25 protein-coding genes and 1 pseudogene are annotated in these 26,210 nt (G+C 61.0%); 18 read left to right on the top strand and 8 right to left on the bottom strand.

The annotated features are described in order from the left end of the window. The first annotated feature begins 96 nt into the window (after positions 1–96). Together ACNAZS_RS22475 and ACNAZS_RS22470 are read left to right on the top strand one after the other, a co-directional pair. A complete protein-coding gene (locus ACNAZS_RS22475; protein WP_415792745.1) occupies positions 97–1,281 on the top strand; it encodes an MFS transporter in 1,185 nt (394 codons plus the stop codon). Between the two features lie 97 nt (positions 1,282–1,378). Beyond that, complete coding sequence (locus ACNAZS_RS22470; protein ID WP_415792744.1) at positions 1,379–2,188, top strand: SDR family oxidoreductase; 810 nt, start codon at positions 1,379–1,381, stop codon at positions 2,186–2,188. A 364-nt stretch (positions 2,189–2,552) separates the two neighbouring features. On the opposite strand, the gene ilvD is transcribed toward ACNAZS_RS22470, so the two are convergent. Beyond that, entirely contained in the window at positions 2,553–4,412 is a 1,860-nt protein-coding gene (gene ilvD / locus ACNAZS_RS22465; protein ID WP_415792743.1) for a dihydroxy-acid dehydratase, read from the bottom strand. A 373-nt stretch (positions 4,413–4,785) separates the two neighbouring features. Here ilvD and ACNAZS_RS22460 point away from each other — a divergent pair, with 373 nt between their 5' ends. Next, positions 4,786–5,175, top strand: a complete 390-nt coding sequence (locus ACNAZS_RS22460) for a barstar family protein (RefSeq protein ID WP_415792742.1) — start codon at positions 4,786–4,788, stop codon at positions 5,173–5,175. 26 nt (positions 5,176–5,201) lie between these two features. After that, a complete protein-coding gene (locus ACNAZS_RS22455) occupies positions 5,202–5,801 on the top strand; it encodes a GNAT family N-acetyltransferase (protein WP_415792741.1) in 600 nt (199 codons plus the stop codon). A 199-nt stretch (positions 5,802–6,000) separates the two neighbouring features. Here ACNAZS_RS22455 and ACNAZS_RS22450 read toward each other — a convergent pair. Both ACNAZS_RS22450 and ACNAZS_RS22445 read right to left on the bottom strand, forming a co-directional pair. Then, a pseudogene (locus tag ACNAZS_RS22450) lies at positions 6,001–6,805 on the bottom strand (LysR substrate-binding domain-containing protein); the annotation flags it as partial. Between the two features lies 1 nt (position 6,806). Then, positions 6,807–6,873 (bottom strand): hypothetical protein (locus ACNAZS_RS22445; protein WP_415792850.1); only part of this gene is annotated, 67 nt, incomplete at its 3' end. A 155-nt stretch (positions 6,874–7,028) separates the two neighbouring features. Here ACNAZS_RS22445 and ACNAZS_RS22440 point away from each other — a divergent pair. The 4 genes from ACNAZS_RS22440 to ACNAZS_RS22425 are packed head-to-tail and all read left to right on the top strand — an operon-like array spanning position 7,029 to position 11,440. Continuing rightward, the gene (locus tag ACNAZS_RS22440) at positions 7,029–8,027 is read left to right on the top strand and encodes a Bug family tripartite tricarboxylate transporter substrate binding protein (RefSeq protein ID WP_415792740.1); all 999 of its coding nucleotides are present in this window, start codon (positions 7,029–7,031) and stop codon (positions 8,025–8,027) included. A gap of 35 nt (positions 8,028–8,062) precedes the next feature. Next, a complete protein-coding gene (locus ACNAZS_RS22435; protein WP_415792739.1) occupies positions 8,063–9,445 on the top strand; it encodes an MmgE/PrpD family protein in 1,383 nt (460 codons plus the stop codon). 60 nt (positions 9,446–9,505) lie between these two features. Further along, complete coding sequence (locus ACNAZS_RS22430) at positions 9,506–10,492, top strand: Bug family tripartite tricarboxylate transporter substrate binding protein (RefSeq protein ID WP_415792738.1); 987 nt, start codon at positions 9,506–9,508, stop codon at positions 10,490–10,492. Between the two features lie 48 nt (positions 10,493–10,540). Further along, entirely contained in the window at positions 10,541–11,440 is a 900-nt protein-coding gene (locus ACNAZS_RS22425) for an NAD(P)-dependent oxidoreductase (protein ID WP_415792737.1), read from the top strand. 28 nt (positions 11,441–11,468) lie between these two features. Here ACNAZS_RS22425 and ACNAZS_RS22420 read toward each other — a convergent pair whose 3' ends face one another. Continuing rightward, complete coding sequence (locus tag ACNAZS_RS22420; protein WP_415792736.1) at positions 11,469–12,176, bottom strand: GntR family transcriptional regulator; 708 nt, start codon at positions 12,174–12,176, stop codon at positions 11,469–11,471. Between the two features lie 227 nt (positions 12,177–12,403). Here ACNAZS_RS22420 and ACNAZS_RS22415 point away from each other — a divergent pair, with 227 nt between their 5' ends. Genes ACNAZS_RS22415 through ACNAZS_RS22375 form a run of 9 tightly spaced genes read left to right on the top strand, consistent with a single transcriptional unit; the run spans position 12,404 to position 21,020 of the window. Then, positions 12,404–13,147 carry an SDR family NAD(P)-dependent oxidoreductase gene (locus ACNAZS_RS22415; protein ID WP_415792735.1) on the top strand — a complete coding sequence of 248 codons (744 nt, stop codon included), beginning with the start codon at positions 12,404–12,406 and terminating at the stop codon, positions 13,145–13,147. 33 nt (positions 13,148–13,180) lie between these two features. Further along, positions 13,181–14,551 (top strand): MmgE/PrpD family protein, encoded by a 1,371-nt coding sequence (locus ACNAZS_RS22410; protein WP_415792734.1) that lies wholly within the window; start codon positions 13,181–13,183, stop codon positions 14,549–14,551. Between the two features lie 22 nt (positions 14,552–14,573). Further along, entirely contained in the window at positions 14,574–15,536 is a 963-nt protein-coding gene (locus ACNAZS_RS22405; protein ID WP_415792733.1) for a branched-chain amino acid ABC transporter permease, read from the top strand. After that, complete coding sequence (locus ACNAZS_RS22400) at positions 15,536–17,347, top strand: branched-chain amino acid ABC transporter ATP-binding protein/permease (RefSeq protein ID WP_415792732.1); 1,812 nt, start codon at positions 15,536–15,538, stop codon at positions 17,345–17,347. The genes ACNAZS_RS22405 and ACNAZS_RS22400 overlap by 1 nt, the downstream gene beginning before the upstream one ends. Continuing rightward, positions 17,337–18,047 carry an ABC transporter ATP-binding protein gene (locus ACNAZS_RS22395; protein ID WP_415792731.1) on the top strand — a complete coding sequence of 237 codons (711 nt, stop codon included), beginning with the start codon at positions 17,337–17,339 and terminating at the stop codon, positions 18,045–18,047. Before ACNAZS_RS22400 ends, ACNAZS_RS22395 begins: the two co-directional genes overlap by 11 nt. Before the next feature lie 45 nt (positions 18,048–18,092). Beyond that, positions 18,093–19,310: an ABC transporter substrate-binding protein gene (locus ACNAZS_RS22390; RefSeq protein ID WP_415792730.1), complete on the top strand. Its 1,218-nt coding sequence runs from the start codon at positions 18,093–18,095 to the stop codon at positions 19,308–19,310. Beyond that, positions 19,235–20,257 (top strand): NAD(P)-dependent oxidoreductase, encoded by a 1,023-nt coding sequence (locus ACNAZS_RS22385; RefSeq protein WP_415792729.1) that lies wholly within the window; start codon positions 19,235–19,237, stop codon positions 20,255–20,257. Before ACNAZS_RS22390 ends, ACNAZS_RS22385 begins: the two co-directional genes overlap by 76 nt. 17 nt (positions 20,258–20,274) lie before the next feature. Beyond that, on the top strand, positions 20,275–20,664 hold the full coding sequence (locus tag ACNAZS_RS22380; protein WP_415792728.1) for a cupin domain-containing protein: 390 nt from the start codon (positions 20,275–20,277) through the stop codon (positions 20,662–20,664). 29 nt (positions 20,665–20,693) lie between these two features. Continuing rightward, entirely contained in the window at positions 20,694–21,020 is a 327-nt protein-coding gene (locus ACNAZS_RS22375; protein WP_415792726.1) for an NIPSNAP family protein, read from the top strand. A 13-nt stretch (positions 21,021–21,033) separates the two neighbouring features. On the opposite strand, the gene ACNAZS_RS22370 is transcribed toward ACNAZS_RS22375, so the two are convergent. From ACNAZS_RS22370 to ACNAZS_RS22360, 3 genes are all read right to left on the bottom strand, one after another. After that, entirely contained in the window at positions 21,034–21,903 is an 870-nt protein-coding gene (locus tag ACNAZS_RS22370; protein WP_415792725.1) for an EamA family transporter, read from the bottom strand. A 98-nt stretch (positions 21,904–22,001) separates the two neighbouring features. Beyond that, positions 22,002–22,994, bottom strand: a complete 993-nt coding sequence (gene bioB, locus ACNAZS_RS22365) for a biotin synthase BioB (RefSeq protein ID WP_415792724.1) — start codon at positions 22,992–22,994, stop codon at positions 22,002–22,004. 355 nt (positions 22,995–23,349) lie between these two features. After that, complete coding sequence (locus tag ACNAZS_RS22360) at positions 23,350–24,030, bottom strand: LytR/AlgR family response regulator transcription factor (RefSeq protein ID WP_415792723.1); 681 nt, start codon at positions 24,028–24,030, stop codon at positions 23,350–23,352. A gap of 184 nt (positions 24,031–24,214) precedes the next feature. Between ACNAZS_RS22360 and ACNAZS_RS22355 the strand changes: the two genes are divergently transcribed. Beyond that, positions 24,215–25,294 (top strand): sensor histidine kinase, encoded by a 1,080-nt coding sequence (locus ACNAZS_RS22355; RefSeq protein WP_415792722.1) that lies wholly within the window; start codon positions 24,215–24,217, stop codon positions 25,292–25,294. Here ACNAZS_RS22355 and ACNAZS_RS22350 read toward each other — a convergent pair. Next, positions 25,291–26,166: an HpcH/HpaI aldolase/citrate lyase family protein gene (locus tag ACNAZS_RS22350; protein WP_415792721.1), complete on the bottom strand. Its 876-nt coding sequence runs from the start codon at positions 26,164–26,166 to the stop codon at positions 25,291–25,293. The two genes, ACNAZS_RS22355 and ACNAZS_RS22350, sit on opposite strands and share 4 nt — an antisense overlap. Between the last annotated feature and the right edge of the window lie 44 nt (positions 26,167–26,210).

The following is a 26,210-nucleotide window of genomic DNA, read 5'->3' as shown; positions in this document are numbered from 1 at the left end:
ACAAGTCTAGTGATTGTAGACCTCTTTTTCTCACAAATATTGCGACGCACAATGTCGTCCATACGGATAAACCGCTGCATTCTTTTGGAGATTGAAATGCCTATTGCGCTTTGGGCGCTAGCTGTGGGTGCGTTTGGCATAGGCACCACAGAGTTCGTCATCATGGGTCTATTGCCCGAAGTCGGCGCCGATCTGGGCGTATCACTGTCCAGTGCGGGCCTCTTGGTCACGGGCTATGCCCTGGGCGTCGTGGTGGGCGCACCACCTGTCGCGATATTGACCACCCGACTGCCACGCAAAACGTTACTGCTGAGCCTGATGCTGATTTTTACGCTCGGTAATCTGGCTTGTGCGCTGGCACCCGACTACGGCACGCTGATGGCCGCTCGGGTACTCACCTCGTTAGCCCATGGCGCGTTCTTCGGTGTGGGGTCAGTGGTGGCCACCAGTCTGGTCAGGCCAGACAAACAAGCGTCAGCCATTGCGCTAATGTTCACCGGCCTGACGTTGGCCAATGTACTGGGGGTGCCCTTCGGAACCTGGCTGGGCCAGGCGTGGGGGTGGCGCTCGACGTTCTGGGCAGTCACAGTGGTGGGCTTGGCGGCCATGCTGGCGATTGCGATCTGGGTCCCCCGCAGCCGCGGCGATCATGGCAGCGACCTGATGGGCGAGCTGCGCGCGCTAGGGCGCAAGCAGGTGCTGCTGGGTTTTGCCATGACCGTACTGGGTTTTGGCGGCGTATTTACGGCGTTCACCTATATCGCCCCGCTGCTGACAGAACTGGCCGGCGTCAGCCCGAGCATGGTGTCGCCCATTTTGCTACTGTTCGGCGTCGGTCTGGTGGCAGGCAACACCTACGGGGGCAAACTCGCCGATCGCCGGCTCATGCCCACCCTGATCGCGAGCCTGGCCCTGCTGGCCGTGGTGCTGGCGGTATTCAGTCTGACCATACACGCCAAGTTTGCCGCCATTGTCACGGTCGCCGTGCTGGGCGCCGCTGCCTTTGCCACCGTACCACCGCTGCAAATGCGCGTCCTGGAAAAGGCAGGTGACGCGCCCAACCTGGCCTCGGCGTTCAACATTGCGGCATTCAACCTGGGCAATGCTGCGGGCGCATGGCTGGGCGGTCTTACCATCGACCACGGGCCCGGCCTTGCCGCCACACCGCTCGTCGCGGCCGCAGTCACTGCCAGCGGACTCATCGTTGCGCTCTACAGTTGGAATCTGGATCGTCGTCAGCGCACCGCCGCACCCGCCGTCCCTGTGCCGTCCAATGGTTAACGCACGACGCCCCCAGCCACTCACGCCACAGTAGGATCAAGGACGCAATGTGGAGTATCGTTGACCGCTATCGTCAACGTACTCTGCGGAGCATCAGGTGAATCTCAAACTGAGCGGTAAAGTCACAGTGGTAACCGGCGGCAGCAAGGGCATCGGCCTGGCTGTCGCCAACGCCTTCGCCGCCGAAGGCGCCTTTGTCGCCATCATCGCGCGCGACCCGCAAGGGCTGGAACAGGCACGTACCGAACTCCAGGCCAGTGGACACAACGTCGCTACCTTCCAGGCCGACCTGTCCGACGCCCAGGCCGCGGCGCAAGCCATCGAACGCATCGAATCCGAGATCGGACCGATCGACATCCTGATCAACAGCGCCGGCGCCGCGCGCCGCTACGAACCCGAAGATCTCGATGCGAGCAAATGGCGTGCCGCCATGGACGCCAAGTTCTTTCCCTACATTCACGTCCAGGATGCTGTTCTGGAACGTATGCGCACCCGTGCCGCCACTCGGCCGGCCGGCGCCACGAACGGCATCGTCGTAAACATCATCGGCAACGGCGGCAAACGCCCCACCAGCACGCACTTGGCCGGTGGATCCGCCAACGCGGCATTGATGCTGTCGACCGTCGGCCTGGCCGCGCATTACGCTCGCTACGGCATCCGCATCAACGGCATCAACCCGGGCCCGACTTTCACGCAGCGCGTGGAACAAGTCCTGGAACTCGACGCCGAGCGCCAAGGCATTTCACGCGATCAAGCCCTCGCCGACAGCCAATCCCGCATCCCGCTGGGCCGCTATGGCAAAGCCGAAGAAGTCGCCGACGTGGCGCTCTTCTTGGCCAGCCCTCGTTCAGCCTATGTCGTAGGAGCCATCATTCCCGTAGACGGTGGGATGGCGTCCGTCATTTAAACGGCCCGCAGCACAGCGTCGTCAGTGTTCGGCATGTTCTCAATGCGAGTCCTTGCGGCATAGGCTTGCAGGGCCCGTGAAACGACGTGCTGGCGATTGACGGGTTGCCAGGCCTCGTCGCACGGAATCCCCAGCCGACAGCCGCTAAAAGCACTTGAAAGCGTTGATCGGCCGACAGCTGCTGGGCATGTTCACAATGCAAGTCCTTCCGGGCTGCCATGGGCCACGGGGGCCTTTTGAAGATCGGGCAGTCCCCGCAGGGGACCGAGGGCGCCCGCATGCGCCCGAGCCGAGCTGATTAGGCCCGCGTGGCCCATGGCAGCCCGGAAGGACGCCTTAAGAACCACCCCGCCAGCAAGAAAAATCACCGCTTCAATTGCGAAACGTCTCGGACTGCGCCGCGATCGGCAGACGTCGCCAAGGCAGCATAGGCTTGCAGAGCCTGTGAGACGACGCGTTGGCGATTGACGGGTTGCCAGGCCTTGTCGCCACGGGCATCCATGGCGTTGCGGCGGTTGGCGAGTTCGTCATCAGTGACGGACAGGTGGATTTTGCGATTGGGGATGTCGATTTCGATGATGTCGCCGTCTTCGATCAGGCCCACGGTGCCGCCTTCGGCGGCTTCGGGTGATGCGTGACCGATGACCAATCCGGAAGAACCGCCCGAGAAGCGGCCGTCGGTAAATAAGGCGCAGGTTTTGCCCAGGCCCTTGGATTTCAGGTAGGACGTGGGATACAGCATTTCCTGCATGCCGGGGCCGCCCTTGGGGCCTTCGTAGCGAATCACCACGATGTCGCCCGCCACGACTTGATCGCCCAGGATACTTTCGACGGCGTCATCCTGGCTTTCGAAAACGCGGGCTCGTCCGGTGAATACCCATTGGGATTCGTCGACGCCGGCGGTCTTCACGATGCAGCCCTTGGTGGCAAGGTTGCCATACAGGACGGCCAGGCCGCCGTCTTGGGAATAGGCGTGGGTTTTGCTGCGAATGCAACCGTTCTGGCGATCGAGATCCAGGGTGAGATACGTCGCGTCCTGGCTGAAGGCCTGCGTGGTGGGAATCCCGCCGGGCGCCGCGCGAAAGAGTTTCTGCGCGGCTGCGCCCGCGCCACCGTTGATATCCCATTGTTCAATCGCCTGGCCCAGCGTGCCGCTGTGCACGTTGCCGCAGCTCAGGTCCAACAGATCGGCGCGCGCCAATTCACCCAGAATCGCCAGGATGCCGCCCGCGCGGTGCACGTCTTCGATGTGATATTTGTCCGTCGCGGGTGCGACCTTGCACAGGCAGGGGACATTGCGCGAGATGCGGTCGATATCTTCCATCTTGAAATCGACTTCGGCCTCTTGCGCCGCGGCCAACAGGTGCAGCACGGTATTGGTGGAGCCACCCATGGCGACATCCAGCGTCATGGCGTTCTGGAACGCGCTCTTGGTGGCGATGTTACGCGGCAACACCGACGCGTCGTCTTGTTCGTAATAGCGGCGGCACAATTCCACAATCAGATGACCCGCCTGCTCGAACAGACCCTTGCGCCAGGCATGCGTGGCCATGATCGTACCGTTGCCCGGCAACGCCAGGCCAATGGCCTCCGTCAGGCAATTCATGGAGTTGGCGGTAAACATACCCGAGCACGATCCGCAGGTCGGACAGGCACTGCGCTCGAATTGCTCGGCTTCGGCATCGGTGACGTTGGGGTCGGCAGCCTTGATCATGGCGTCGATCAAGTCGATCTTGGCCAGCACTTTTCCATCCGTGGGCGACGTGATTTTGCCGGCCTCCATGGGACCGCCGGACACGAACACGACGGGGATATTCAGGCGCATCGCGGCCATCAGCATGCCCGGAGTGATCTTGTCGCAGTTCGAGATACACACCATCGCGTCGGCGCAATGGGCATTGACCATGTACTCGACCGAATCCGCAATCAGTTCGCGCGACGGCAGGGAATACAACATGCCGCCGTGACCCATCGCAATGCCGTCATCCACAGCGATGGTGTTGAATTCCTTGGCCACACCACCCGCGGCCTCGATTTCCTTGGCGACCAGCGCGCCCAAATCACGCAGATGCACGTGACCCGGCACGAACTGCGTGAACGAGTTCACCACCGCGATAATCGGTTTCTCAAAATCGCCGTCCTTCATACCGGTAGCACGCCAGAGGGCGCGAGCACCGGCCATGTTGCGGCCGTGGGTGGAGGTACGGGAACGATATTGCGGCATGATCTGTCTCGGGCGGGTGAAGTTCGCAAAGTCCTAAATAATACGCCGGATCGCACAAGCCCTGCATGGCGCCCCAGCCCTCGAGCCGCATAGGCGCTACCGCCGACCACGGATCTGAGCCAGGTCGCGTTGTCGCCTTGACACCCTCGGCAGGGCCACCTCTTGACTGCTCCCTTCCCTAAAGGGAAAGGGATTCCCACTAACACCGCCAGCCCGGCGGCACGTTTGGTTTGCATGCCCAAGATACTATCCGCGCCAAATCAAATTACTGGATTTCTATCCAATCATCAATTCAAATAAGACCAATCCTGCAGCCTTATGGTTGCGCCCCTTTCCTCCCCGGCATGAATGCCGAGGTTTCTCGGAGTAATGGATGAAAACGCTCACCCTCGAGGGCGATAAAATCACCGACATTCCTTCGTTCTACGACGAGATCAACCACGTGTTCATGGCTGGTGAAGACTGGAAACTCGCCCCGAATCTCGATGCGCTGAACGACATGCTGTACGGCTCCTACGGTGCCGCCGAGGCCGATCAGCCGGTGAGGCTCATCTGGAAGAACATGGAAAAGAGCCGTAATGCACTGGGTGTCGAGGCAACGAGACAATTCTATGCAAACAAGCTGCAGAAACCCAAAGCATTCAACGTCGCGCAAATCAGTCAACGCCTGGTCGAACTAGAAAACGGCTCGGGCGCCACCTATTTTGAGATCGTGCTGGAAATCATCGCGCAGCATCCGCGCATTCAATTAATCGCCGACTAATGGTGTAAACGTTGTCGAGACCCGACATGCCCTTGCCTGAATCCACCCCTACCCTGATCGTCCGTGACAGCACCCCTGCCGACATGCCTGCCATTCAGGCGATTTACGCCCACCACGTCCAACATGGCACGGGATCATTCGAGCTAGATCCGCCCACGCTGGAGGACATGCGCGCCCGCCGCGAGGCCGTGTTGACGCATCGCTTGCCCTATTTGGTCGCAGAACGAGACGGTGAAATCGTTGGCTACGCTTACGTCACGCCATATCGCCCCCGCCCCGCCTATCGCTACACGGTCGAAGACTCTGTCTACGTCAAACCGGGCATCGTGGGCCAAGGCATCGGCGGTCGCTTGCTGGCCACCTTGATTGAACGCTGCACCGCGGGTGGCTGGCGACAAATGCTGGCCGTCGTCGGGGACAGCGCCAACGCCGCCTCGCTAGCCCTGCACGCCCGCCAGGGCTTTCATCCCGCCGGCACCCTGCGCTCAGTCGGTTATAAATTCGGGCAATGGCGCGACACTGTACTCATGCAACGCGCGCTAGCCGATGGGGATCACACGGCGCCTCCTGGCGAGCAAGGCCGAGTCACTTCGGTGTCGCAACCAGCGCCGAAGCTGTTCGAATAATCGCAAGACGTGATTTTCTTGCGTTCGCTTGGCTGGGCTGTCCAGTGGCGGCGCCGNCCGNNTTGAGGCNCGGGAAGTCTCGCGCAGCGAGGCCGAGGCCCCTGGTTGGGCCGAGCCGTGGCGATAGGACCGCCTGGGCTCTCAGATGCCAGACAGGGGCGCCTCAATAGAGACACCCTTCGCGCCACGCATTGAACGTCTACTTCACGCTGATCATCCAATTCGCAAAGAGGCTGAATGGCAATGTGGCTGCGCGTGCCGGATGGCTGACGAGGTAGTAGCCGTCGCCGCTGCGGGCGCTGTGCGCTAGCGGTTGCACCAACTGACCGGTGGCGAAGTCCTGAGTGACATAGGCGCGCTGCGTCACGGCGATGCCGAGGCCCTCGGCGGCTGCCTGCAGGCAGAGCACGGCGTTCGCTAGCGGGAGGAAGCGCGTGTCGCTGTTCGCGGTTAACCCGGTCGACAGCAGCCAGCGATCCCAGAAGTCTGGTGCAATCATCGAATTCAATAGCGTTTCGCCCAATACGTCCTCGGGCGTGTGTAGGCGTTTGGCCACTGACGGCGCGCAGGCGAGCACGAGTTCATCGGGGAACAGCAGGTCGGCGCGCAGCCCCGGCCAATCGCCGTTGCCGCGGCGTACGACGAAATCGGCGTTGTGCAGATCGGTGTCATCGGCGCGGGCGACGGTGGCGACTTCGAGGTCGATGTCGCTGTGCTGCGCGTACAGCGAACCCAGTCGGGGCATGAGCCATTTGATAGCGAGGCTGGGAATGACTTTGACCCGGATACGGCGATTGGCGCCGGCCTCGGATGCTTTGGACAGCACCGACTCGAGCTGGTCGAACAACTGAGCGGCTTGTACGGCCAGCTCCGTGCCCGCTGCGGTGAAGCCAATGTCGCGGCCGTCTTTTTGCACCAATTGCACACCCAGTTCGGCCTCCAGCCGGCGCAACTGATGGCTGACAGCGCTTGGCGTGATATGCAGGAGGTCGGCGGCTCGGCCGNCGCCGCCACTGCGGTGCACGGCATCCAGTACGCGTAGCGGGCCGAGGCGGTTTCTCAGTTTGTGCATTGTTGAAATCGATTCAATGATTGACGAATAAGTTTCCACAGACATACAGAAGGAAGCGGCCTACAGTCTGTCTTATCCAATAAAACCAAATCATGTGTCGGGTCAATGACCGCGTTGCGGTATTGCTGTCAGTCATCCTGACACGAGGAGACATAATGACCAAGCTATATCGACGCAAGGCGATAGCCTGCGCGCTGTTTTCGCTCGCCTCCGTAGCCATGTGGGGCGCGCGCGCCGAAGCGGCGTATCCCGATCGGCCCGTCAAACTCATCGTGCCCTATGCCGCTGGTAGCGCGGCCGATACGTTGACGCGGGTGGTCGCCTCAGCATTGGCCGAGCAACTCGGTCAGCCTGTCGTGGTGGAAAACAAGGGCGGGGCAGGTGGCACCATCGGCACGACGGACATCGCCCGCGCCAAGCCCGATGGCTACGCCCTGGGTATTGCCGCGCAGGGTACCTTTGTCAACAACCAAGCGCTCTACAAGTCGCCCGGGTACGACTCGATCAAAGACTTCACTTTCATCAGTGAGATCGCCGATGTACAGAACCTGTTGGTTGTGTCCGATAAGTCGCCTTACCAAAGCGCGCCGGCGTTGCTGGAGGCGATCAAAGCCCAGCCGCCGGAGACCTTCCGCTACTCATCCAGCGGCGTGGGCACCAGCCACCATATCGCCGGCGCCACCGTGGCGAAGTATCTCGACAAGCCGATCATGCACGTGCCCTATACCGGCGCCCAACAGGGCCTGGCCGCCATCATCAGCGGCGACGTGGACATGGGCCTCTACAACATGCCCGCGGCCATGGGGCTGGTGACGTCTGGCAAACTCCGGCCGCTGGCGGTCACCGGACCCAAGCGCTCCAGTTTGCTACCGGATGTCCCTACCCTGGACGAGAGCGGCTTGAAGGATTACTCGGTCACGCTCTGGTGGGGTCTGGTGGGACCAGCCGGTCTACCGGCCGATGTTTCCACGCGCCTCTATACCGCGCTAAACAAGGTCATGAGCACTCAAGCGCTGCGTGACAAGCTGATCAGCTTGGGCTTTACCTTGCCCGATACACCGATCCCCCAGCCGGCCGCCTTTCAGGATCTGGTGCGCCGAGACCTCGCCCAATGGGTCCCGGTCCTTAAACAACTGGGTACGGCGGCGCAGTGACACGACAATAACCCATTCACGAAGGAACTCCTGACGTGCAATCCTCTTTAGTGACGCTGCCTTTGGCGCGTCAATTGGCCGACTTCGTCACGTCCACCCGTGACTGCGACCTCCCGGCATTGACGCTCGAGCATGCCAAGATGAGCTTGGCCAGCACGCTTGCCAGTGCCGCCGTGGGATACGGTATTGAATCGGCTCGCATTATTCGCGAGCTTGAACTCGCCGATGGCGGCACACCGGAGGCAACTGTGTGGTTCGACGGCGGCAGACTACCGCTGGCGAGCGCCGCACGCGTCAATGCGGTGGCAAGCGATGCCGCTGCGTCGGATGACAGCGACATGCGCAGCATTGCACACATCGGCACCATCGTCTCCAGCGTGGCGCTGGCGGTGGGCGAGCATGAAGGATCGAGCGGCCAGCATGTGTTGGCCGCCATGGTGCTGGGTTATGAAGTCGCCGGACGTATTGATGAGTCACTGACGCCGGGACGCATGCAGCGTGGTTTCCATGGGTCGTACTCCACGGTGTTCGGTGCCTGCGTTGCCGCCGGCGTGCTGCTGCGGCTGGACGCGCTACGGTTGGCGCACGCGATCGCGCTCTCGGCAACGTCAATCGGCGGCATGGCGATCGCGGCTGACACGAGTTGCGCGAGGGAATATCACGCTGGCCTGGCCGCCAGCACGGGTATACGCGCCGCGCTGGCGGCGCAGCGCGGTTTCGAGGGCGAACTGGGTGTGCTGGAGCAGCCTCGCGGTTTTCTGGATGCGCTCGGCGGCCAATCGCGCGACGACATCGTGCGCGACTGGGGGGGGTCTTGGGACATTGTGACCGATATGGCCATCAAGCTCATGCCGGGGGCGCATCCCTTTCATGCGACGGCTGAGGCCGCGGCCGATGCCGCACGCGTCGAGGGGCGTATCAAACCCGACGATATTGCGCGCATCGTTGTGTCGGCGGCAGTGCAGTGGACCGACTTCAAGGGCGAGCCCCATCCGCGCAACCTGGTTGACGCGGCCCACAGTCTGCATTATTTCGTCGCGGCGGCGATCGCCGATGACGGCTTTTCCTGGCAACACATGGACGTGGCCAAGATGACCGACCCTGTCATTGCCATGCTGCAAGACAAGGTCGAGTTCGATCTCAATCCGGCGCCATTGCCCGATCGCTTTCCCCATCGGCATGGCGGCACGGTCACGATACATATGAAAGATGGCGCCGTGCATCGAGGCACCTGTGTCACACCGCGTGGTGCTGGCGCGCGCGGTATCGACCGTCGGGATGTGGAAAACAAGTTTTTGCATTTATTCCCGCGGGCGGGATTGCCGGCGGACACGACCGCAGCTTGTCTGGAAGCCGTCATGCATTTGGAGCATGTCGATTCTATTGGTTCGCTGGTACGCTTGCTGAGTAGGCGTTGACCGGCGTTTTTTGCTAACTCAATGACCAAAGCGGGACCGGTCATCACGCAGGGAGACAACATGAAACGACGCATCGCATCCGCGCTTGCCGGCATGGCTTTGTGCCTGGGTTTGAATCATACGGCCGCAGCCGCCGACGACAGCTTTCCGTCCAAGCCCGTCACCATCATCGTGGGCGTGGCGCCCGGTGGTAGTCTGGATGCGCTGGCCCGCTTGTTGGCGAACGAACTGGGAAAGGTCACGAATAATACCTTCGTGGTGGAGAATGTGACGGGTGCGGGCGGACTATTGGGTTTTCAGCGTCTGACCCGGTCCGCGCCAGACGGTTACACCCTGATGTTTAGCAACCAGTCCATGGTGTTGATTCCGCTGCTTTATCCCAAGGCCGACCTGAACATTGTCAAGGACACGACGGCAATCGGTACGGTTGCCAACGTTCCCATGGTGCTCAGCGTGAGCAACAAGAGCGGTATCCAGGATCTGCCTTCTATGCTGGCAGGTATGCGTAGTGGCGAACTCAAACTGTATTTCGGTTCGGGGGGCCCCGGTACCACCGCTCACTTGGCCGAAGCACTGTTTCTACGCATGGCCAATGTACAGGCTGAACTGCTTCAGTACCGCGGCTCGGGTCCCGCCATTACCGACCTGATGGGGGGCACCATCCAAGCGGTGCTCGATCAGACCGTCACCATGCTGCCCCTGCACAAGGGCAAGCAAATCAAGGCCATCGCGGTAGCCTCTAAGGAGCGCCTGCCGCAGATGCCGGACGTGCCGACTTTCGCCGAGGGGGGGCTGCCGCAGTTTGACCTGCAGATATGGAATGGTTTGGTCGGGCCCAAGGATATGCCCAAGGAGGTGGTCGACAAATTGGCCGAGGCAGTGACCAAGGCGATCCAGACCCCCGCGTTTCGCGAACGTATCGACACGCTGGCCGCGCGGATTCCCTCGCCCGAGGAGCGCAGCCCCGCAGGCTTTGCGAGCACGCTGCAGCGCGACCAGAAACAATTCGCTGAGTTGGCTAAGCAGATCGGCCTGAAGCCCCGCTGAACCCCTGCCGCGCTCAGGCGCGGCTCTTCTTTTTAGTCGAGGATGGAAATGAGCGAGACGATTTACGGATTCATTGGGTTGGGTAACATGGGTGGGCCCATGGCGGGACGCCTGCTTGACGCGGGCCATGTGCTCCATGTGACCGATAGCGACCCGGCGGTGATGCAGCGCTTGGTGGCGCGTGGCGCGGTGGCTCACGATAGCGCGCAGAGCGTGGGCGACTCGGCCGATGTCGTATTTCTGAGCCTGCCCGATGGCAAAGTGGTGCAGAGCGTGCTGAGCGGTGAGCACGGTTTGGCACGGTCTAGCCGTGCGAAGTGCGTGGTGGACTTGTCGACCATTGGTCCCGCAGCAGCGCAGCGCGCGTTTGAAATTCTTGCCGAGCAAGGCATCGAATATGTCGATGCGCCTGTCAGTGGTGGCGTGACCGGGGCCGAGCGTGGCACGTTGGCAGTCATGGTTGCGTGCCTGCCGGCGCGTTACGAGGCGCTGACACAGGTGCTGGGAAATTTCGGCAAACTTTTTTATCTCGGCGCGCAAGCCGGCCAAGCTCAGGTGATGAAGCTGGCGAACAATCTTCTATCGGCGACTGCCGTGGCCATTACGTCGGAAGCCATGGCACTCGGTGTCAAGGCCGGGTTGGATGCGAGCGTCATGATCGACGTCATCAACGCGGGTTCGGGTCGCAATTCCGCCACCATGGAAAAGTTCCCCCGGGCAGTGCTGACCGGCACATTCGATGTGGGCTTCGCCGCCCGCTTGGCACACAAGGATGTGCGCTTGTGTCTGGAGGAGGCCGAGCGCAATGGTGTGCCGATGGTAGTGGGCTCGTCGGTGCGCGAAATGTTGGTGATGACCACTGCCATCCGCGGCCAGAACGCGGACTATTCCGATGTGGCCCGAGTCGTGGAAGACTGGGCGGGTGTGAAAGTGCGCGCCAAGTCATAGATGGATGCGTGGCGCACGCCAAAGGCGTTCAGCCCGGGGGCGGCGTTTCGTTGGCGCCGCGTAAGATACGAATCGCGACGGCGGCGGCGTTGCGTACATGCAGACAGCCCGCCGCGCGCGCGGCCGCACCATCGCGCAGTTCGAGTTGCGTCATGAGTTCGGCCAGTTCGGCCAAGCTCTGGGGCGCCCGGCCCGGCGCCTGTATCGATGTGGAACGCAGCAGCATGACACGCGAGTTCAGCAAGCGCAGCGTCGTGGTCAGCGCTTCATTGCCGGCCCCTTCAAGCAGGCATTGGTAGAAGAAATTTTTGGCCGTCAATTGCTCCAGTGGGCTGCCATGGGTGAAGGCATGTTTGAGGCTCTGGAAGGCTTTTTTCAAGTCCTTGAGTGCTTGGGCCGAGGCATGTTCGGCAAAGAGCTGGCAGGCTAAACCCTCGAGTTCCTCGCGAACCTGATAGATGCCTTCGGCCTGGTCCGGGAGCACTCGGTCCACGACCGGGCCGCGATAGGGGATGACGTGGATCAACCCTTCGGATTCCAATTGCCGCAAGGCCTCTCGCACCAGCGTGCGGCTCACTCCCGTCATCTCGCACAGTTCCCTTTCGGGCAAGCGTTCGCCGGGTCGAAAACGTCCCAACAGAATGGCGTTGCGGATGCTCTCGGTCACGCTGTGCCGCAACACGGAAGCGGCGCGCTGCACTTTGAAGTCTGCCGACGGGGGAAGGGCTGCTTTCATTGATGTCCTGAGTGGTGATTCCTCTCGGTGATTTTAGCTTTCATCTTTTTTCAAGCCTGGCCAACGTGATCGGGATTCCGCTTGCACGATTCAGGGTAAATCCTTAAGCAAAACCATAATTCATTTGACATTCAATCATACAATCAGTCTATAGTACACACATACAAAATATCTACAACGCCGACACATCGATAACGCAGCGATCAGGAGCGGGAAAAGGAGACGGTATGGGAGTGCTGGAAGGAAAAGTCGCCATCATCACCGGAGGTGCCGGGGGCATTGGTCGAGAGATTGCGCGAGCCTATGTCCGCGAGGGCGCCAAGGTGGGGTTGCTGGATATCAATGCGGAGCTGCTGGCCGAGGCCGAGCGCGAGTTTCCGGGTGCCCAGGCACTACCCTGCGATGTGTCTGATCGCGAGCAAGTACGGCGCGTGATCGACGCCTATGCGAACCAATCGGGCGGGTTGGATATTTTGGTGAACAACGCGGCCTATTTCTATTACGCACCCCTGGTGGACATGCCCGAGGACAAGGTCTCGAAGATGATCGACGTGGGACTCAAGGGCGCGTTATGGTCGTTGCAGGCCGCCACGCCGCACTTGATCGCACGTGGGGGTGGCGCGATCATCAATCTGTCATCGGTAGCCGTGTCGGTGTCTATCAAGAACGCGGCGGTCTACAGCGCCATCAAAGGCGCGCTAGACACGCTGACCCGACAACAGGCGGTCGAGCTGGGTGGGTATGGCATTCGTGTCAATGCTTTGGCACCGGGACCTGTGGTCACGCCGGGCGCGAGTTCTGTGATTTCCGAGGAAGGCTGGGCCACGCGCCGTCGCCGTACGCCGCTAGACCGGTTGTCCACTGGGGCCGATATCGCCGAGGTTGCCGTGTTTTTGGCGTCGGCGGCGAGCTCGACGGTGGCGGGTGTGACGCTCAAGGTGGACGGCGCGATGACCGTTCTTGGTTACTGACGCGGCTTCGCGCGTTCCCTGGAGAGCAGGATCATGCATCCTGACAGACAAGACGTAAGCACGGCGCGGGAAATCGTGCGTAGGGCGTTGAGCGAGATCCCGCAAACGGAAGCAGTCACGGCGCGGGCCAAGCAATGCCTGCTTGATTATCTTTCATGCGCCTTTGAGGCGCGGTCATTGCCATGGAGCGAGCAGGCCGCTCAGTTGGCCGCGTCCAACGAGGGCGGCGCGCATATTGTCGGCCGTTCCGGAACGTATGTCCTGGCGGATGCGGCTTTTGCCAATGCCGTCGCGGGTCACGGCCTAGTGCGGGAAGATATGCACGCAGCAAGCGTGGCGCACCTGGGGGTGGTGGTATGGCCCACGGTGCTGGCGTTGGCCGAGCGCCACGAGGTGCCGGGCGCGCGGGCGTTGAGCGCGGCCGTGGTCGGTTATGAGGTTGGCGCGCGCATCGGCCGCGCGCTGATCACCCCGTCGTTGGCGCGTTTATTCCGGCCCACCGGATTGGTGGGACCTTTCGCGAGCGCGATGGCGGGTGCGCGTCTCTTGGGTCTGGACGAGGGCCAGGCGTTGAACGCTTTCGCATTGGCTGGCAATGCCTGCGCAGGACTGAACGAGTGGGCGCATACGGGTGGCAGCGAGATGTACTTTCACCCGGGCTTCGTGGTCCGCAATGCGATCGCCTGCCTGGATCTGGCGCGTCAAGGTGCACAGGCGTCGCCGTCCATCCTGGAGGGAGAGGCAGGTTTATTCCGGGCCTATGCGCGTGCGCCCATGCCTGGGCCTATCGCCTTATTCCCACAGGGCGACGCCGACATCCTGAAGGTTTTCAACAAACCGGCGCCGGCCTGCAATTTTGCTCAGTCACCTTGCCAGGCGGCCTTGCGTGCCTGGCGGCTCGTGCCCTCGGGCCGGCGCATTGTCGCGGTGCGCGTCGAGACCACCCATGCGGCGCTGGCGTATCCAGGGTGTAGCGCCATGGGGCCGTTTGACTATGCATTGCAGGCCAAGATGAGCATCGCATTTGGCGTGGCGGCTGTGCTGGCCCGGGGCGCTATCGAGGAGGAGAACTATCGTCAGCTCGACGATGCTGAAATCGTGCGGTTGATCGCACAGACCGAACTAGTGCCGGATGACGCTTACACGACGGCCTTCCCGGCTCGGCAGGGAGCCCGTGTGATCCTCCGACTGGACGATGGATCGACAGTGCGGGCCGAGCTGGATGATGTGGTGGCGGCCGATGAGGCACTCATCCGTGCGCGATGGCGCCGCGCCGCGCAGGTGGTGCTGGGAGACGAGCAAGCCGAGCGCATCGAGGCCATGGTGGATGGCTACGAACGTGAGCCTGACGCGGGACTGCTGGCGCGTTTGTGCGCCTTGCGGCCGGATACGACACAGACTTGAGACGAGGCCTGACACGATGGACATGACAGAACTGCAAATTCATCTCGAAGCGTTCCTGCAGGCGCTCGCTGCTGGCGTGCTGGTGGGTGGCCTGTATGGATTGATGTGCGTCGGATTGGCAATGATCTTCGGCATTATGCGCGTCATCAATTTCGCCCAAGGCGACTTCATGATGCTCGGGATGTATGTGACGTATTACTTCTTCATCTTGCTGGGCGGGCATTGGCTGGCGGGCTCCGTGTTGGGGCCCTATGTGTCGGTGTTGCTGGCCGTGCCTGTGATGTTCGCGGTGGGGTATCTGGCACATCGGCTCCTGATCTCTCGCGTTACGGGCCGGCGTGGTACCGCGCTCGATGGCGACGGCCATTACGCTCAACTGGTGCTGACGCTGGGCATCGCCTTGATTCTGCAGAACGGCGGCATGATGTTGTTCGGACCGCAATTGGTGTCGTTGCGTACGCCGCTATCGAGCAGCGCCTGGGAGATCGGACCGCTTTGGGGAGACTACGTCAGCGTGTTTGCCAACAAGGGCCGGACAGTGGCCGCGCTGATATCGGTGGCCGCCATCGTGGTGCTGGGCGCGTTGATCGCACGCAGTCGGCTGGGCAAGGCCTTGCGGGCGTCGGCCGACAACCCGATCGCCGCTTCCTACATGGGCATTGACGTCAATCGTTCGTACCGCATCGCCTTTGCCCTCGGTACCTGCGTGACTGCGTTGGCCGGTGGTCTCTTGGCAACTAATTTTCCGTTTCATCCCTTTGTCGGTCTGGAGTACGTGATCATCATGTATGCCGGTGTGGTGCTGGGCGGCATAGGCAGCATCTTCGGCGCGTTCTGGGGAGGCATGGTGATCGGCTTGGTGCAGCAGCTCTCTTCGCTGGTGTTGCCCACGCAGTTGCAGAACGCGGCAATTTTCGTGTTCTTTCTGTTGATCGTGATGTTGCGGCCGCAAGGACTGTTTGGCCGCGTTTCGGAGCGAACCTGATGAAGCGATGGCCGACTTCCCTGACGTTGCTGCTGGTCGCGGTGATCTATCTGGCTGCCGCGTTGCTAGTGAGCAATGCATACCATCAACTGATCTTCACACTTGTGCTGGTGTGGGCATGCTTTGGCCTGTCGTGGAATATGCTGAGCGGCTATACCGGCCTGGTCTCATTCGGTCACGCGGCGTTCTTCGGCCTGGGCGCCTATGCGGCAGTGTTGGGACAGGTCTACCTGGGCTTGTCGCCCTGGGTGATGTTGCCGCTGGCCGCCGTCATCGGCGCCGTGGCCGGGATCTTGGTAGGGTTGCCTACATTCCGCCTGCGTGGGCACTATTTTGCGCTAGCCATGTTGGCGTATCCGCTGGCCCTGCTGTATGTGTTCGAGTGGCTGGGGTTGCAGGAAATGACCTTTCCGATGCAGCGCGAGCATCCGGGGCTGTTCATGCAGTTTTCCGACCGGCGCTATTACATCGTGATTGGCCTGATCATGCTGTTGGTGTTTGCGCAGATCACGCTGTATGTGGAGCGAACGCGTTTCGGCATGGCGCTCATCGCCATCAAGCAAAACGAAGCGGCCGCCGAGGCTGCGGGCATCGATACGCTGCGCTGGAAATTACGGGCTATCGCGTTGAGCGGCGCCATCGCGGGTGCCACGGGTGCGTTCTATGCCGTGGTGTTGCTGGTGGTTACACCGGTGTCGGTGTTTGGCATGCTGGTGTCGGCGCAGGCGCTCACGGTATCCATGTTCGGTGGCGTGGGATCAGTATGGGGGCCCATCATCGGGGCGGCTATTCTCGTGCCGCTGGGCGAGATACTGCATGCCGAGCTAGGTTCGACCTATCCGGGCATTCAGGGCGTGATCCTGGGCATGGCCATCATCGCGGTGATTCTGGTGGCGCCGGAGGGCGTGTTCTGGAAATTGCGCGATGTCCTGCAACGTCGCAAGCGCGCGACGACATCGGCCGCACCGGCGGAACAGACTGAGTCGATAGAGCAGACCCGGTCGACGGTACAGGCCAAGTCGACGCCGATGCCCGCCCATTCGACTCGGCCTGTACGGCCACCGACATCCGCCGACGACATCATCCTGGACGTGCAGTCGGTATCGCGCAGCTTTGGCGGACTCAAGGCTGTGCAGGACGTCAGTTTCTCGGTGCGCCGGGGTATGATCCTGGGCATTATTGGTCCTAACGGCGCCGGCAAGACCACGCTGTTCAACCTGCTCAACGGCTTTTTGCAGCCGGATACAGGCAAGGTGATGGTGAACGGCGTGGACATGGCGGGCCGCAAGCCGCATGTGCTATGTGCAGCAGGTGTGGGGCGCACTTTCCAGATCATGCGACCCTTCATGCGACTGACCGTGGCGCAGAACGTCAAGGTGGGCGCCTATGTGCGCGCCAAAGATGAGGCGCAGGCCGAAGCACTCGCGGCGCAGGCCATCGCGCGGGTTGGCTTGTCCGACTGCGCCAACAAAATCGCCGCGCTGCTTACCACCCGCGAATTGCGCCTGATGGAGCTTGCCCGGGCGGTGGCCGGGCAACCCGAACTGTTGCTATTGGATGAAACTCTGGCTGGTCTGGGACATGGTGAGGTCGACGATATCGTCGACGCGATTCGCGCGCTTTCGGCCGAGGGCATCACCGTTGTCATCATCGAACACACCATGCAGACCATGGTGCGCCTGGTCGATGAGTTCGTGGTGTTGGATCATGGCCAAGTGCTGACGCGAGGCGACCCACAGTCGATCACCCAAGATCCCCAAGTGGTGCAGGCCTATCTGGGTAAGAAGTGGAGCGCGCAACATGCTACTTGAAATCCATCAACTGGAGGCGGGTTATTCCGCGGTGCCCGTTCTGAAAGGTGTCTCGGTAGAGGTCGGAGAGGGGCAGTTCGTCTCCATCGTCGGGCCCAACGGCGCGGGGAAAAGTACCTTGTTCAGGACTATTTCGGGTAGCGTGTCGGCCCGCTCGGGAAGTATCCGCTTCGATGGACAGGATTTGCTGGCTGTGCCCATCGATCGACGGCCACATTTGGGCATTGCCCACGTGCCCGAGGGTCGGCAGGTATTTGCCTCGATGAGCGTATTGGAAAACTTGGAAATGGGGGCTTATACCGAAGCCGGCCGACGCGATTGGACTCGCAATTTAGAACGTATCTATGCATGGTTTCCCATCCTCAAACAGCGCAGCCGGCAATTGGCCGGCACGCTGTCGGGGGGCGAGCAGCAAATGGTGGCCATCGGCCGTGGTCTGGCATCGTCGCCGCGTTTGCTGATGCTCGACGAGCCATCGATGGGGCTGTCGCCGGCTATCGCCGACTTTATCTTTGAACGCCTGATCGACATTCGCCGGGAAGCGGGTCTGACCCTCCTGCTGGTGGAGCAACGGGTGGCGGAGGCGCTGCAATACGCCGATCGGGGTTACGTGTTGGAAACCGGATGCGTGGTGCTGGAAGGCACGCATCAGACGCTGCAGGCGGATGATCGGATTCGCCGCGCATATCTTGGGATGTAGAACATATACCGCCCCGACCAAGGCGGAAAAACCGAGGAGATCAACATGAAAACGAAGTCTGCGGTTGTCAGTCTCATGAGCGTGGCGTTGGGTGCCAGCTTGTTGCTGGGCGGTAGCGCCGTGGCCGAACCCACCCCCGTGAGCGTCGGGCTTATCGCGCCCATGTCAGGTATTTACGCGCGTTATGGCCAAGTGATGCGTATGGGTGCCGAAATGGGGGTCAAGGACATCAACGACCAGGGCGGCATCAAGGCGCTGGGCGGCGCCAAGCTCAAGCTGGTGGTGGTCGATTCGGGCGACTCCACCGAGAAGGCCAAGAGCGCGGCGGAACGGATGGTTGCCGATTACCCCAATCTGGTCATCGCGACGGGCGCCTACCTGAGTTCATTCACCTTGGCCGTTACCGAGGTAACGGAGCGGGCCGCGCTACCGATGCTGACGCTGTCGTATTCCGATCTGATTACGTCGCGGGGGTTCAAGTACGTCTTTCAGACGTCGGCGCCGGCTGGCAAGCAAGCCGATATCGCGCTGCCCAGCATTCTGGCCCTGGCGGAGAAGGCCTCGGGCAAGCGGCCCAAGACCGTGGCCATCGTGACTGACAACACGGCCGCCTCGCTATCCACGGTCAAGGCCCTGAAAGATGGTCTCTTGAAGAAGAACGGGTTGGAGCTGGTCGTCGATGAAACCTTCACGCCGCCGCTGGCGGATGCGTCGTCATTGATTCAGCGCGTGCGTTCGCGACGTCCCGACCTGCTGTTCTTTCTTCCTACTGTGATCTCGGACGCCAAGCTCATCCTCGAGAAGATGAGTGAGACCAATGTGAAGGTGCCGGTGATTTCTTTCGGTATCGCCATCGCCGAACCCGAGGTGCTCAACACGGTCAGCCCGGCGTTGCTCAATGGTGTCATGTCGGCCGTAGGCAACTGGGGCGCCAAGGGACAGGAAGGCCTGATCAAGCGCATGAAGGCAGAATACAACGAGCCTTGGATGACGCAGAACGCCATCTCGACGTATGGTGATATGTGGATCATGAAGGCGGCCTTGGAGAAGGCCGGCAAGGCTGATCGCGAGGCCGTCGGACAGGCGATGCGCGCCCTGGACGAGGGGCCCAGTCCGTATTTCCCTGGCGGTGTGCTCAAGTTCGATGAGGCGGGGCATCGCGTCGACGCGACGCTTACGGTCATTCAATGGCAGAACGGCGTACCCGTGACCGTGTTCCCGGAGGCGCAGGCCGTCGCCCAGCCCATTTGGCCTGGCAAATAAGGGGTGCTCGCGCCGCTGCGGTACGCACTGGCGCAAACCAAGAGGAAACATCAATGGATAAGAAGCGAGTCGGCTTTATCGGCCTAGGCAATATGGGTGGGCGCATGACGCGTCGGTTAGTCGATGCCGGTATCTCGGTGCTGGGATACGACACCGATCCGACGAGAGCGGCCGAGACTGGAGCCCGGGCGGCTGCGACGATAGGCGAGGTTCTCGACGATGTTGATGTCGTACTGCTGTCGCTGCCGGACAGCAAGGTGGTAGAGGCGGTGGTCGAAGGAGACGGTGGTCTTTTGGCGGCCTGCCGGCCCGGCCAGATTGTGGTTGACTTGAGCACAGCGGCGGCAAGCTCTACCGTGCGCCTGAGCGCGCGCTTTGCGCAGCAGGGCGTCCAGTATGTCGACGCGGGCGTATCGGGCGGCGCGGCCGCCGCGGAGAAAGGCAAGTTGACGCTGATGGTAGGCGGGGACGCGGCCACCATCGAGGCCATCGACTGGGTGTTCGCGCCTATCAGCACCAAAGTCGTGACCATGGGCGGCAGCGGCGCGGGACATACCACCAAGCTGCTCAACAATTTCCTGAACGCCGTCAGCCTGGCGGCGACTGCCGAGGTCATGGTGGCAGGCAAGAAAGCCGGGCTGGATCTGCATCGCTTGCTCGAGGTGATCAACAGCAGCAGCGGAGTGAACTTCGCTTCGCTCAACCGCTTCCCGTTCATTGTCGATGGCGACTATCTGGAAGGGGGGTTGACCAGCAAGCTCATGACCAAGGATGTGGTGCTGTATGTGGACATGGTCCGCGAATTGGGCGTGGCGTCGCTGAACGCCGCTGGCCCTGCGGCCTGCTTTGGCCTGGCCACCGCGCTGGGTTATGGTGACCAGATCAGCAATCGTGTGGTGGATGCCATCGGCGACGTGTCGGGCGGCGTTCGTTTGAAAAGCGCTTAAACAAAAGGAGTAAGGTCATGCAAGTATTTCACGGCCGCGACCAGGGCAAGCCGTCGGAGCAACGCGGTGCGACATTCACCGGCGTGGTCTGGGCTGATCCAGTCATGCCCCCCGCGGACAACGTTGGCATCAATCACGTATTTTTTTCTCCGGGCGCGCGCACGTTCTGGCATACCCATGAGTATGGCCAGGTTCTGCACGTGACGTCGGGCCGAGGCTGGATATGTCGCGACGGTGATGAGCCCCAGGAGATCCGCCAGGGCGATGTGGTCTGGATTGGGCCTAATGAACGCCACTGGCACGGTGCGGCGGCCGATACCTTTATGACGCATCTGGCGATCTCGCTGGGCAAGCCCGATTGGCAGGAAGAACTGGCCGAATCCGAATATTCCAAAGCGGGTCGCTGACCCCCTATTTGATACCGCAAGGAGACCCCATGATTATTGAAATGCGTATTTATCATTGCCTTCCCGGCCGCATGCCGGCGCTGAATGAGCGCTTTAGCAAAACGACGCTGGATTTTTTCAAGAAATACGGCATCAAGCCTGTCGGTTTCTGGACGACGCTGATCGGCCCGAGCAACCATGCGCTGACCTACCTGCTGGAGTGGGAAAGCCTGGAAGAACGCGAGCGCAAATGGAATGCTTTCCAGGCTGATCCGGAATGGATCGCCAAGCGGAACGCCAGCGAAGCGGAAAAATCTATCGTGGAGCGCGTCGAGAATATTTTTCTCAGCCCGACCGACTATTCCCCCATGCGTTGAACCGCCGCGTCATTCAAATGGGCATCATCAGCACGATGGCCAACAGTGCTAGCCCTAGTCCAAGCAGGTTTACACGGCTGAGATGCTCTCGAAAGACCAGGGCGCCGACGAGGGTACCCAGGGTGATGACGCCCATGTTCATGGCTGAGAACACCAAGGCGGGGTGGCCGGGCAGGGATTGATGGGCGCGGATGTAGGTGACGATGTTGCCGAAGTTCGCGATGCCCAACACGATACCGGCTAGCAGGTGACGGGCCCGCCACGTGACGCGTTGCCAGAGCAGGTAGCCGGCTATGACGATGCCGGCCAAGATAAAGGCGATCAGGAGCGCGCCGGAGAACGCCGAGCCTGCTTTGGCGATTTGTTTAAACAGGATATCTACAAGACCGTAGGCAATCCATACGCCCAGGGGCCAGCGCCAGGCGTGCGGGTCCAGTGGCGTATGACCGGTGGGTCCGCGCCGTAGCAGGATGCAAAACAGGGCGGTGAAGGCCAGTGCAATCGCCGTGGATTTGCGCCAGGTGAGGCTTTCTCCAAACAGCAGAAACGCGGCCAGCAGGGGTAGCAGTAACGACAAGCGTTGAGCCACGTCGCTGCGGACGATGCCCACCTGACGGACCGATTGCGCCATGGCCATGAACCCTGTGGGTAACAATACGCCCAAGGCCAGTAGCAGGGGCCAGGCCTGGCCGGCGGATACCAGTTGATCGGTAGAGGGCCTCAGCATAAGTCCGCTGAGTACGGCAGTGACGGCGTAATTGGCGGCGATGGCTTGGCGGATGTCGATGTCGTATTGGCGGGCCAGTTTCAGTAGAACGGCGACCGTGACGCTGCAGGCGACGCTGGCTAGCAGGTATAGCAGTCCAGAAGTAGGCTCGGGCATGGGTAGTGAGTGGAGGAACTGAGGGTCAGATGCCAGGAGCGCCAGAAATTCGGCACCCGGTGGGATGTGCCGGGTATTGCGGCGTTGGGCGGGTCAAGTCACTTGGCTTCGGCGTATAAGCCCAGGCGTTTCATCAGGCGTTGATCGGCTTGTACCTGAGGGTTGCTGGTGGTGAGCAGCATCTCGCCGCAGAAAAGCGAATTGGCGCCTGCTAAAAAGCACAGGGCCTGCAACGTGTCGCTCATGGTTTCGCGGCCGGCAGATAGACGGACGTGGGCGCGAGGCATGGTGATGCGGGCGACGGCAATGGTGCGTACAAACTCAAAGGGATCCAAGGCTTCGGTGCCTGCGAGCGGCGTGCCTTGGACTTGCACCAGGTTGTTGATCGGCACGGATTCAGGGTAGGGATCCAGGTTGGCCAGTTGTGCGATCAAGCTTGCGCGCTGGTCGCGTGATTCGCCCAGGCCGACGATGCCGCCGCAGCAGACGTTCAGACCTGCGTTGCGCACGCGGTCCAGCGTGTCCAGCCGTTCTTGGTAGGTACGGGTGGAAATGATCTGGCCATAGAACTCCGGCGAGGTGTCCAAATTGTGGTTGTAGTAATCAAGTCCGGCGGCTTTGAGTTTTTCTGCCTGACCGTCGTGCAACATCCCCAAGGTGACACACGTTTCCATGCCCAGTGCTTTGACGGCACGGATCATTTCGGCGACGGCGTCCAGGTGCCGCGGTTTGGGGCTACGCCAGGCGGCGCCCATGCAGAATCGTTGGGCCCCACCTTTTTGGGCCGCACGGGCGGCCTGCAAGACGTCGTCCAACGGGATCAGTTTGTCTGCCGTCAGGCCGGTGTCGTAATGCGCGGATTGAGGGCAATAGGCGCAGTCCTCGGGACAACCTCCCGTCTTGATCGATAGCAGGCTGGACAGTTGGATGGCATTGGCATCGAAGTGTTGCCGATGGATCTGTTGAGCACGGTAGAGCAGATCCATCAATGGCAGCGCGAATAGCGCTTGGATGTCACTGGAATGCCAGGCGCCAGCGATTGCGGGGGCAGGCCTGACGATATCGGAAACGGGGATGCTGGTGGTATGCATGACGATCCTTTTGCGGCAAATCAGTGCGGCGTCAATGGTCGCGACCGGTTCTGTAGCAGCGGATCGTAAGAACAAGGTTGGAAAATGGCAATGGGCAGATTTTTGCCGAAATTAGGCGTGTCTTACGGGCTATAGCTGAATTTTCGCCACGCGTTGATCTGCGCGGGGCATTAACGTGTGGCGATCTTCCGTGATAAATTTGCTCTTCTTTTTATGTGTCTTGTTGTAACATTAAAGGATCGAGAATAGCCCGCTGCGCATGCGGAGATCGATTCGTCGAGTGTTTCTGCGTATTCGTCGAAAAAATCTGGCCCGCATACAGATCTGGGCATACCGTGACGATGCTCCGTGACACTCAGGCCATGGCGCGGCGCAAACGTTGCGAGGCGGTACGGCCCAATACGATGGGGGCGACATCGTTGATGAATGTGATTTCGGTTTGCTCACCGAGCCGCTGTGAAACGTGGGCGATATGATCCAGATTAATAATCATCGACCGGGATACGGCGTAAAACGGTGGAGAGGGCAATTGGGGCACCAGACGCTTGAGGGTGATATGCATCAACTCATTGGTAGACGTGGCGCCGTGCAGGCGAACATAGTCGCCTTGGGCTTGAGCGATGGTCAGGTCATGGATCTTGATGATGCGCGTGCCGTTTCTGCTGCGGGTAGTCAGATAACTATTGGTGCGCGGTTGCAGGCGCGTCAGGGCCTGGGCCAGTCGGTCGGGGCTGACCGGTTTAAGCAGGTAGTCCACTGCCTCGACATCAAAGGCGCGTGCGCCATAGTCGTCGTGCGCGGTGACAAAGACCACCGCGGGGGCGGGCTCCAGATCTGCCAGCAAGTCAAAGCCCGTGCCGCTGGACAGTTCAATATCCAGAAACAAGACGTCAGGACGGTGTTCGCGGATCATTGCCTGGGCCTGAGCCAGGGTGGCGGCTTCGCCTTCGATTCGTACGGACGGGCTTTGCTCGAGCAATCGACGCAGGTAACGTCGGGCAGGGGCTTCATCGTCAATGATCAGCACGCGTAACATCGGTTCTCCTTGGGTACCAGATGGCGCCGGGCAAGCCGTACGCGAACGGCGACAGCAGGCAGTGAAGGCCGCAAGTTTCGCAGCGACTAAGACTATAAGACAAGTTATAGGACATGTCTGTCCGGCCGTGACGCCGGCGCAGCCAGCAGGGTGAACTGTCGATGGTATTTGCGGAGAGGTATCCATGATTTTCATACCCATCGGTCAAGCGCTGAGCTTGGGAGAGTCCTCGGCTGCGTTTTGGCGCGCACAGGTGGCGGGATGGGTGGTGCTGGCGACCATTGGCTTCTGTTCGCGCTGGGTGGTGTTCGGCAATGGGACGGTGGCGTTTTGGGTCACGATCGGCGTAGAGCCCGTCGCCTTTGCCATGACCAGCGCAGCGGCGGTGTGGCATGGGCGTCATCCCAGACCCTATGCCTCTATCCAGGTGCTGGCGAGTTCTCTGCTCCTGTGCGTGGCGGCGTCGGCCGCTCTGGCGGGCATCGCCTATGCCATTCATCAATTGTTTGAGCCCGGTGCCGTAGCGGTGAGTCCCGGCGAGCAGTATCGGCTAGGTTTCATCTATTACATGGGGCTGTTGTCGATCTGGACACTGATTTATTTTGGCGTGTCGGCCGAGTTGGCGGCGCGTGCCGAGCGTATCTCCAAGATGAAAGCCGAGACGCGCGCCTTGCGGCTAGAGCTGGAATATCTGAAATTACAGATCGAGCCGCATTTTCTTTTTAACGCCCTGAACACGATCGTGGTGGAGATTGCGGATCGACCCACGGTGGCAGAGGAAATGACGCGCGGACTCGCTTCCTATCTGCGTTACTCGCTTGATCGGCGCGGGCGCGGCATGTGTCGGCTGGACGAGGAAATCGAGGCGGCCGAGACCTATATCCGTATTCAGGCGTTGCGTTTTGACAAGCAGCTTGCGTACCGGTGTCACGTTGATCCGGCGTCGCTGGAATTACTGGTCCCGCATATGACCATGCAGGGACTGGTCGAGAATGCGATCAAGCACGGCATGCGGTCCGAGTACGATCAATTTCTGATCAATATCCGGACTCGTGTGCAGGGCGACGAGTTGATTATCGAGGTCGATAATCCCGGCGAGTTGCATGCCCCCTATGATTTGGCCCGCAGTGGAGGCGGGCTGGGAAATCTGTGCCGTCGCTTGGCCCTGCGTTATCCCGAGCGGCACACGTTTTCACTCGAACAGCGCGACGACAAGATCGTTGCGGAGGTTCGCATCAAAGGTGAGCCGCTCTCGCTGCTTTAGATCCCGAATGCTTCGCCTTTTTCAACGATGCGCTGTGCCTGCTTGACGACAGGCGCGTCGACCATGCGGCCTTCGAAAGTGCAGGCCGAGCGCCCTTTGGCTTCTTCTTCCTTGAAGGCCGCGATGAGCTTGCGGGCGCGTTCGACCTCGGTGCGCGAGGGGGAAAATGCGGCATTCGCGATGGCGACTTGCGCGGGGTGAATGCAAAACGCGCCTTCAAAGCCCAATGCCGCGCCACGCTCGACGGTTTTCTGAAACGCCTCGCGATCCGCAAAATCCGCGACCGAGCCTACGAACCCGATCGGCGCAATGCCCGCGCGTCGACACGCCGCCACCGCCAGGACATTGGGCATGTAGAGCGTGTCGGCGGTGACGGCCATCTGCAGGGACACCGCCAGATCTTCTGCGCCCACGATCAGGCCGCATAGACGCGGGTGCGCGGCCGCGATTTCGTTCATGTTGTGCAGACCCTCGGCATCCTCGACCATGGCAATCAGGCGCGTCGTGCCGGGCGCCATGCCTTGTTCGATCTCCAGTTCGTCAATGATTTCGGCCACGGCCTGGACAAAGGCGGCGTTCGGGACTTTGGGCAGTGTCAGCGCTTTGACATGCGGGCCGACGCTGGCTTCGATATCGCGCACCAGATGCCGCCAAGGGCGATTGATGCGCACGATGACATCCTTGCCTTGCTCGTGGCACAGCGCCGCGACGCTGGCGACAAGCTCGCGCGCCTGGGTTTTTTGTTCCAGGGCGATGCTGTCTTCCAGATCCAGCTGAATCGCGTCGGCGGGCTGTCGCAAGGCGCTTTGGACGAATCGGTCGTTGATGATCGGGACGAAGAGCATTGAGCGCCATGCAAAAACCTGACTCATGGGGTTTCCTTGGGAAGTAGGCAATGTCAGAGAGGTGATTAGGA

The organism is Bordetella tumulicola, assembly GCF_965138755.1.
Lineage (GTDB): Bacteria > Pseudomonadota > Gammaproteobacteria > Burkholderiales > Burkholderiaceae_B > Bordetella_A > Bordetella_A tumulicola.
The sequence above is the reverse complement of the archived record's forward strand: the minus strand, read 5'-3'. Positions and strand labels throughout refer to the sequence as shown.

What these genes read in the sequence shown, in the direction of transcription:
- ACNAZS_RS22475 (WP_415792745.1), top strand. Translation starts at nt 97, where the DNA reads ATGCCTATTGCGCTTTGGGCGCTAGCTGTGGGTGCGTTTGGCATAGGC.
- ilvD (WP_415792743.1), bottom strand. Translation starts at nt 4,412, where the DNA reads ATGCCGCAATATCGTTCCCGTACCTCCACCCACGGCCGCAACATGGCC.
- ACNAZS_RS22460 (WP_415792742.1), top strand. Translation starts at nt 4,786, where the DNA reads ATGAAAACGCTCACCCTCGAGGGCGATAAAATCACCGACATTCCTTCG.
- ACNAZS_RS22455 (WP_415792741.1), top strand. Translation starts at nt 5,202, where the DNA reads ATGCCCTTGCCTGAATCCACCCCTACCCTGATCGTCCGTGACAGCACC.
- ACNAZS_RS22440 (WP_415792740.1), top strand. Translation starts at nt 7,029, where the DNA reads ATGACCAAGCTATATCGACGCAAGGCGATAGCCTGCGCGCTGTTTTCG.
- ACNAZS_RS22430 (WP_415792738.1), top strand. Translation starts at nt 9,506, where the DNA reads ATGAAACGACGCATCGCATCCGCGCTTGCCGGCATGGCTTTGTGCCTG.
- ACNAZS_RS22425 (WP_415792737.1), top strand. Translation starts at nt 10,541, where the DNA reads ATGAGCGAGACGATTTACGGATTCATTGGGTTGGGTAACATGGGTGGG.
- ACNAZS_RS22420 (WP_415792736.1), bottom strand. Translation starts at nt 12,176, where the DNA reads ATGAAAGCAGCCCTTCCCCCGTCGGCAGACTTCAAAGTGCAGCGCGCC.
- ACNAZS_RS22415 (WP_415792735.1), top strand. Translation starts at nt 12,404, where the DNA reads ATGGGAGTGCTGGAAGGAAAAGTCGCCATCATCACCGGAGGTGCCGGG.
- ACNAZS_RS22410 (WP_415792734.1), top strand. Translation starts at nt 13,181, where the DNA reads ATGCATCCTGACAGACAAGACGTAAGCACGGCGCGGGAAATCGTGCGT.
- ACNAZS_RS22405 (WP_415792733.1), top strand. Translation starts at nt 14,574, where the DNA reads ATGACAGAACTGCAAATTCATCTCGAAGCGTTCCTGCAGGCGCTCGCT.
- ACNAZS_RS22400 (WP_415792732.1), top strand. Translation starts at nt 15,536, where the DNA reads ATGAAGCGATGGCCGACTTCCCTGACGTTGCTGCTGGTCGCGGTGATC.
- ACNAZS_RS22395 (WP_415792731.1), top strand. Translation starts at nt 17,337, where the DNA reads ATGCTACTTGAAATCCATCAACTGGAGGCGGGTTATTCCGCGGTGCCC.
- ACNAZS_RS22390 (WP_415792730.1), top strand. Translation starts at nt 18,093, where the DNA reads ATGAAAACGAAGTCTGCGGTTGTCAGTCTCATGAGCGTGGCGTTGGGT.
- ACNAZS_RS22385 (WP_415792729.1), top strand. Translation starts at nt 19,235, where the DNA reads ATGGCAGAACGGCGTACCCGTGACCGTGTTCCCGGAGGCGCAGGCCGT.
- ACNAZS_RS22380 (WP_415792728.1), top strand. Translation starts at nt 20,275, where the DNA reads ATGCAAGTATTTCACGGCCGCGACCAGGGCAAGCCGTCGGAGCAACGC.
- ACNAZS_RS22375 (WP_415792726.1), top strand. Translation starts at nt 20,694, where the DNA reads ATGATTATTGAAATGCGTATTTATCATTGCCTTCCCGGCCGCATGCCG.
- ACNAZS_RS22370 (WP_415792725.1), bottom strand. Translation starts at nt 21,903, where the DNA reads ATGCCCGAGCCTACTTCTGGACTGCTATACCTGCTAGCCAGCGTCGCC.
- bioB (WP_415792724.1), bottom strand. Translation starts at nt 22,994, where the DNA reads ATGCATACCACCAGCATCCCCGTTTCCGATATCGTCAGGCCTGCCCCC.
- ACNAZS_RS22360 (WP_415792723.1), bottom strand. Translation starts at nt 24,030, where the DNA reads ATGTTACGCGTGCTGATCATTGACGATGAAGCCCCTGCCCGACGTTAC.
- ACNAZS_RS22355 (WP_415792722.1), top strand. Translation starts at nt 24,215, where the DNA reads ATGATTTTCATACCCATCGGTCAAGCGCTGAGCTTGGGAGAGTCCTCG.
- ACNAZS_RS22350 (WP_415792721.1), bottom strand. Translation starts at nt 26,166, where the DNA reads ATGAGTCAGGTTTTTGCATGGCGCTCAATGCTCTTCGTCCCGATCATC.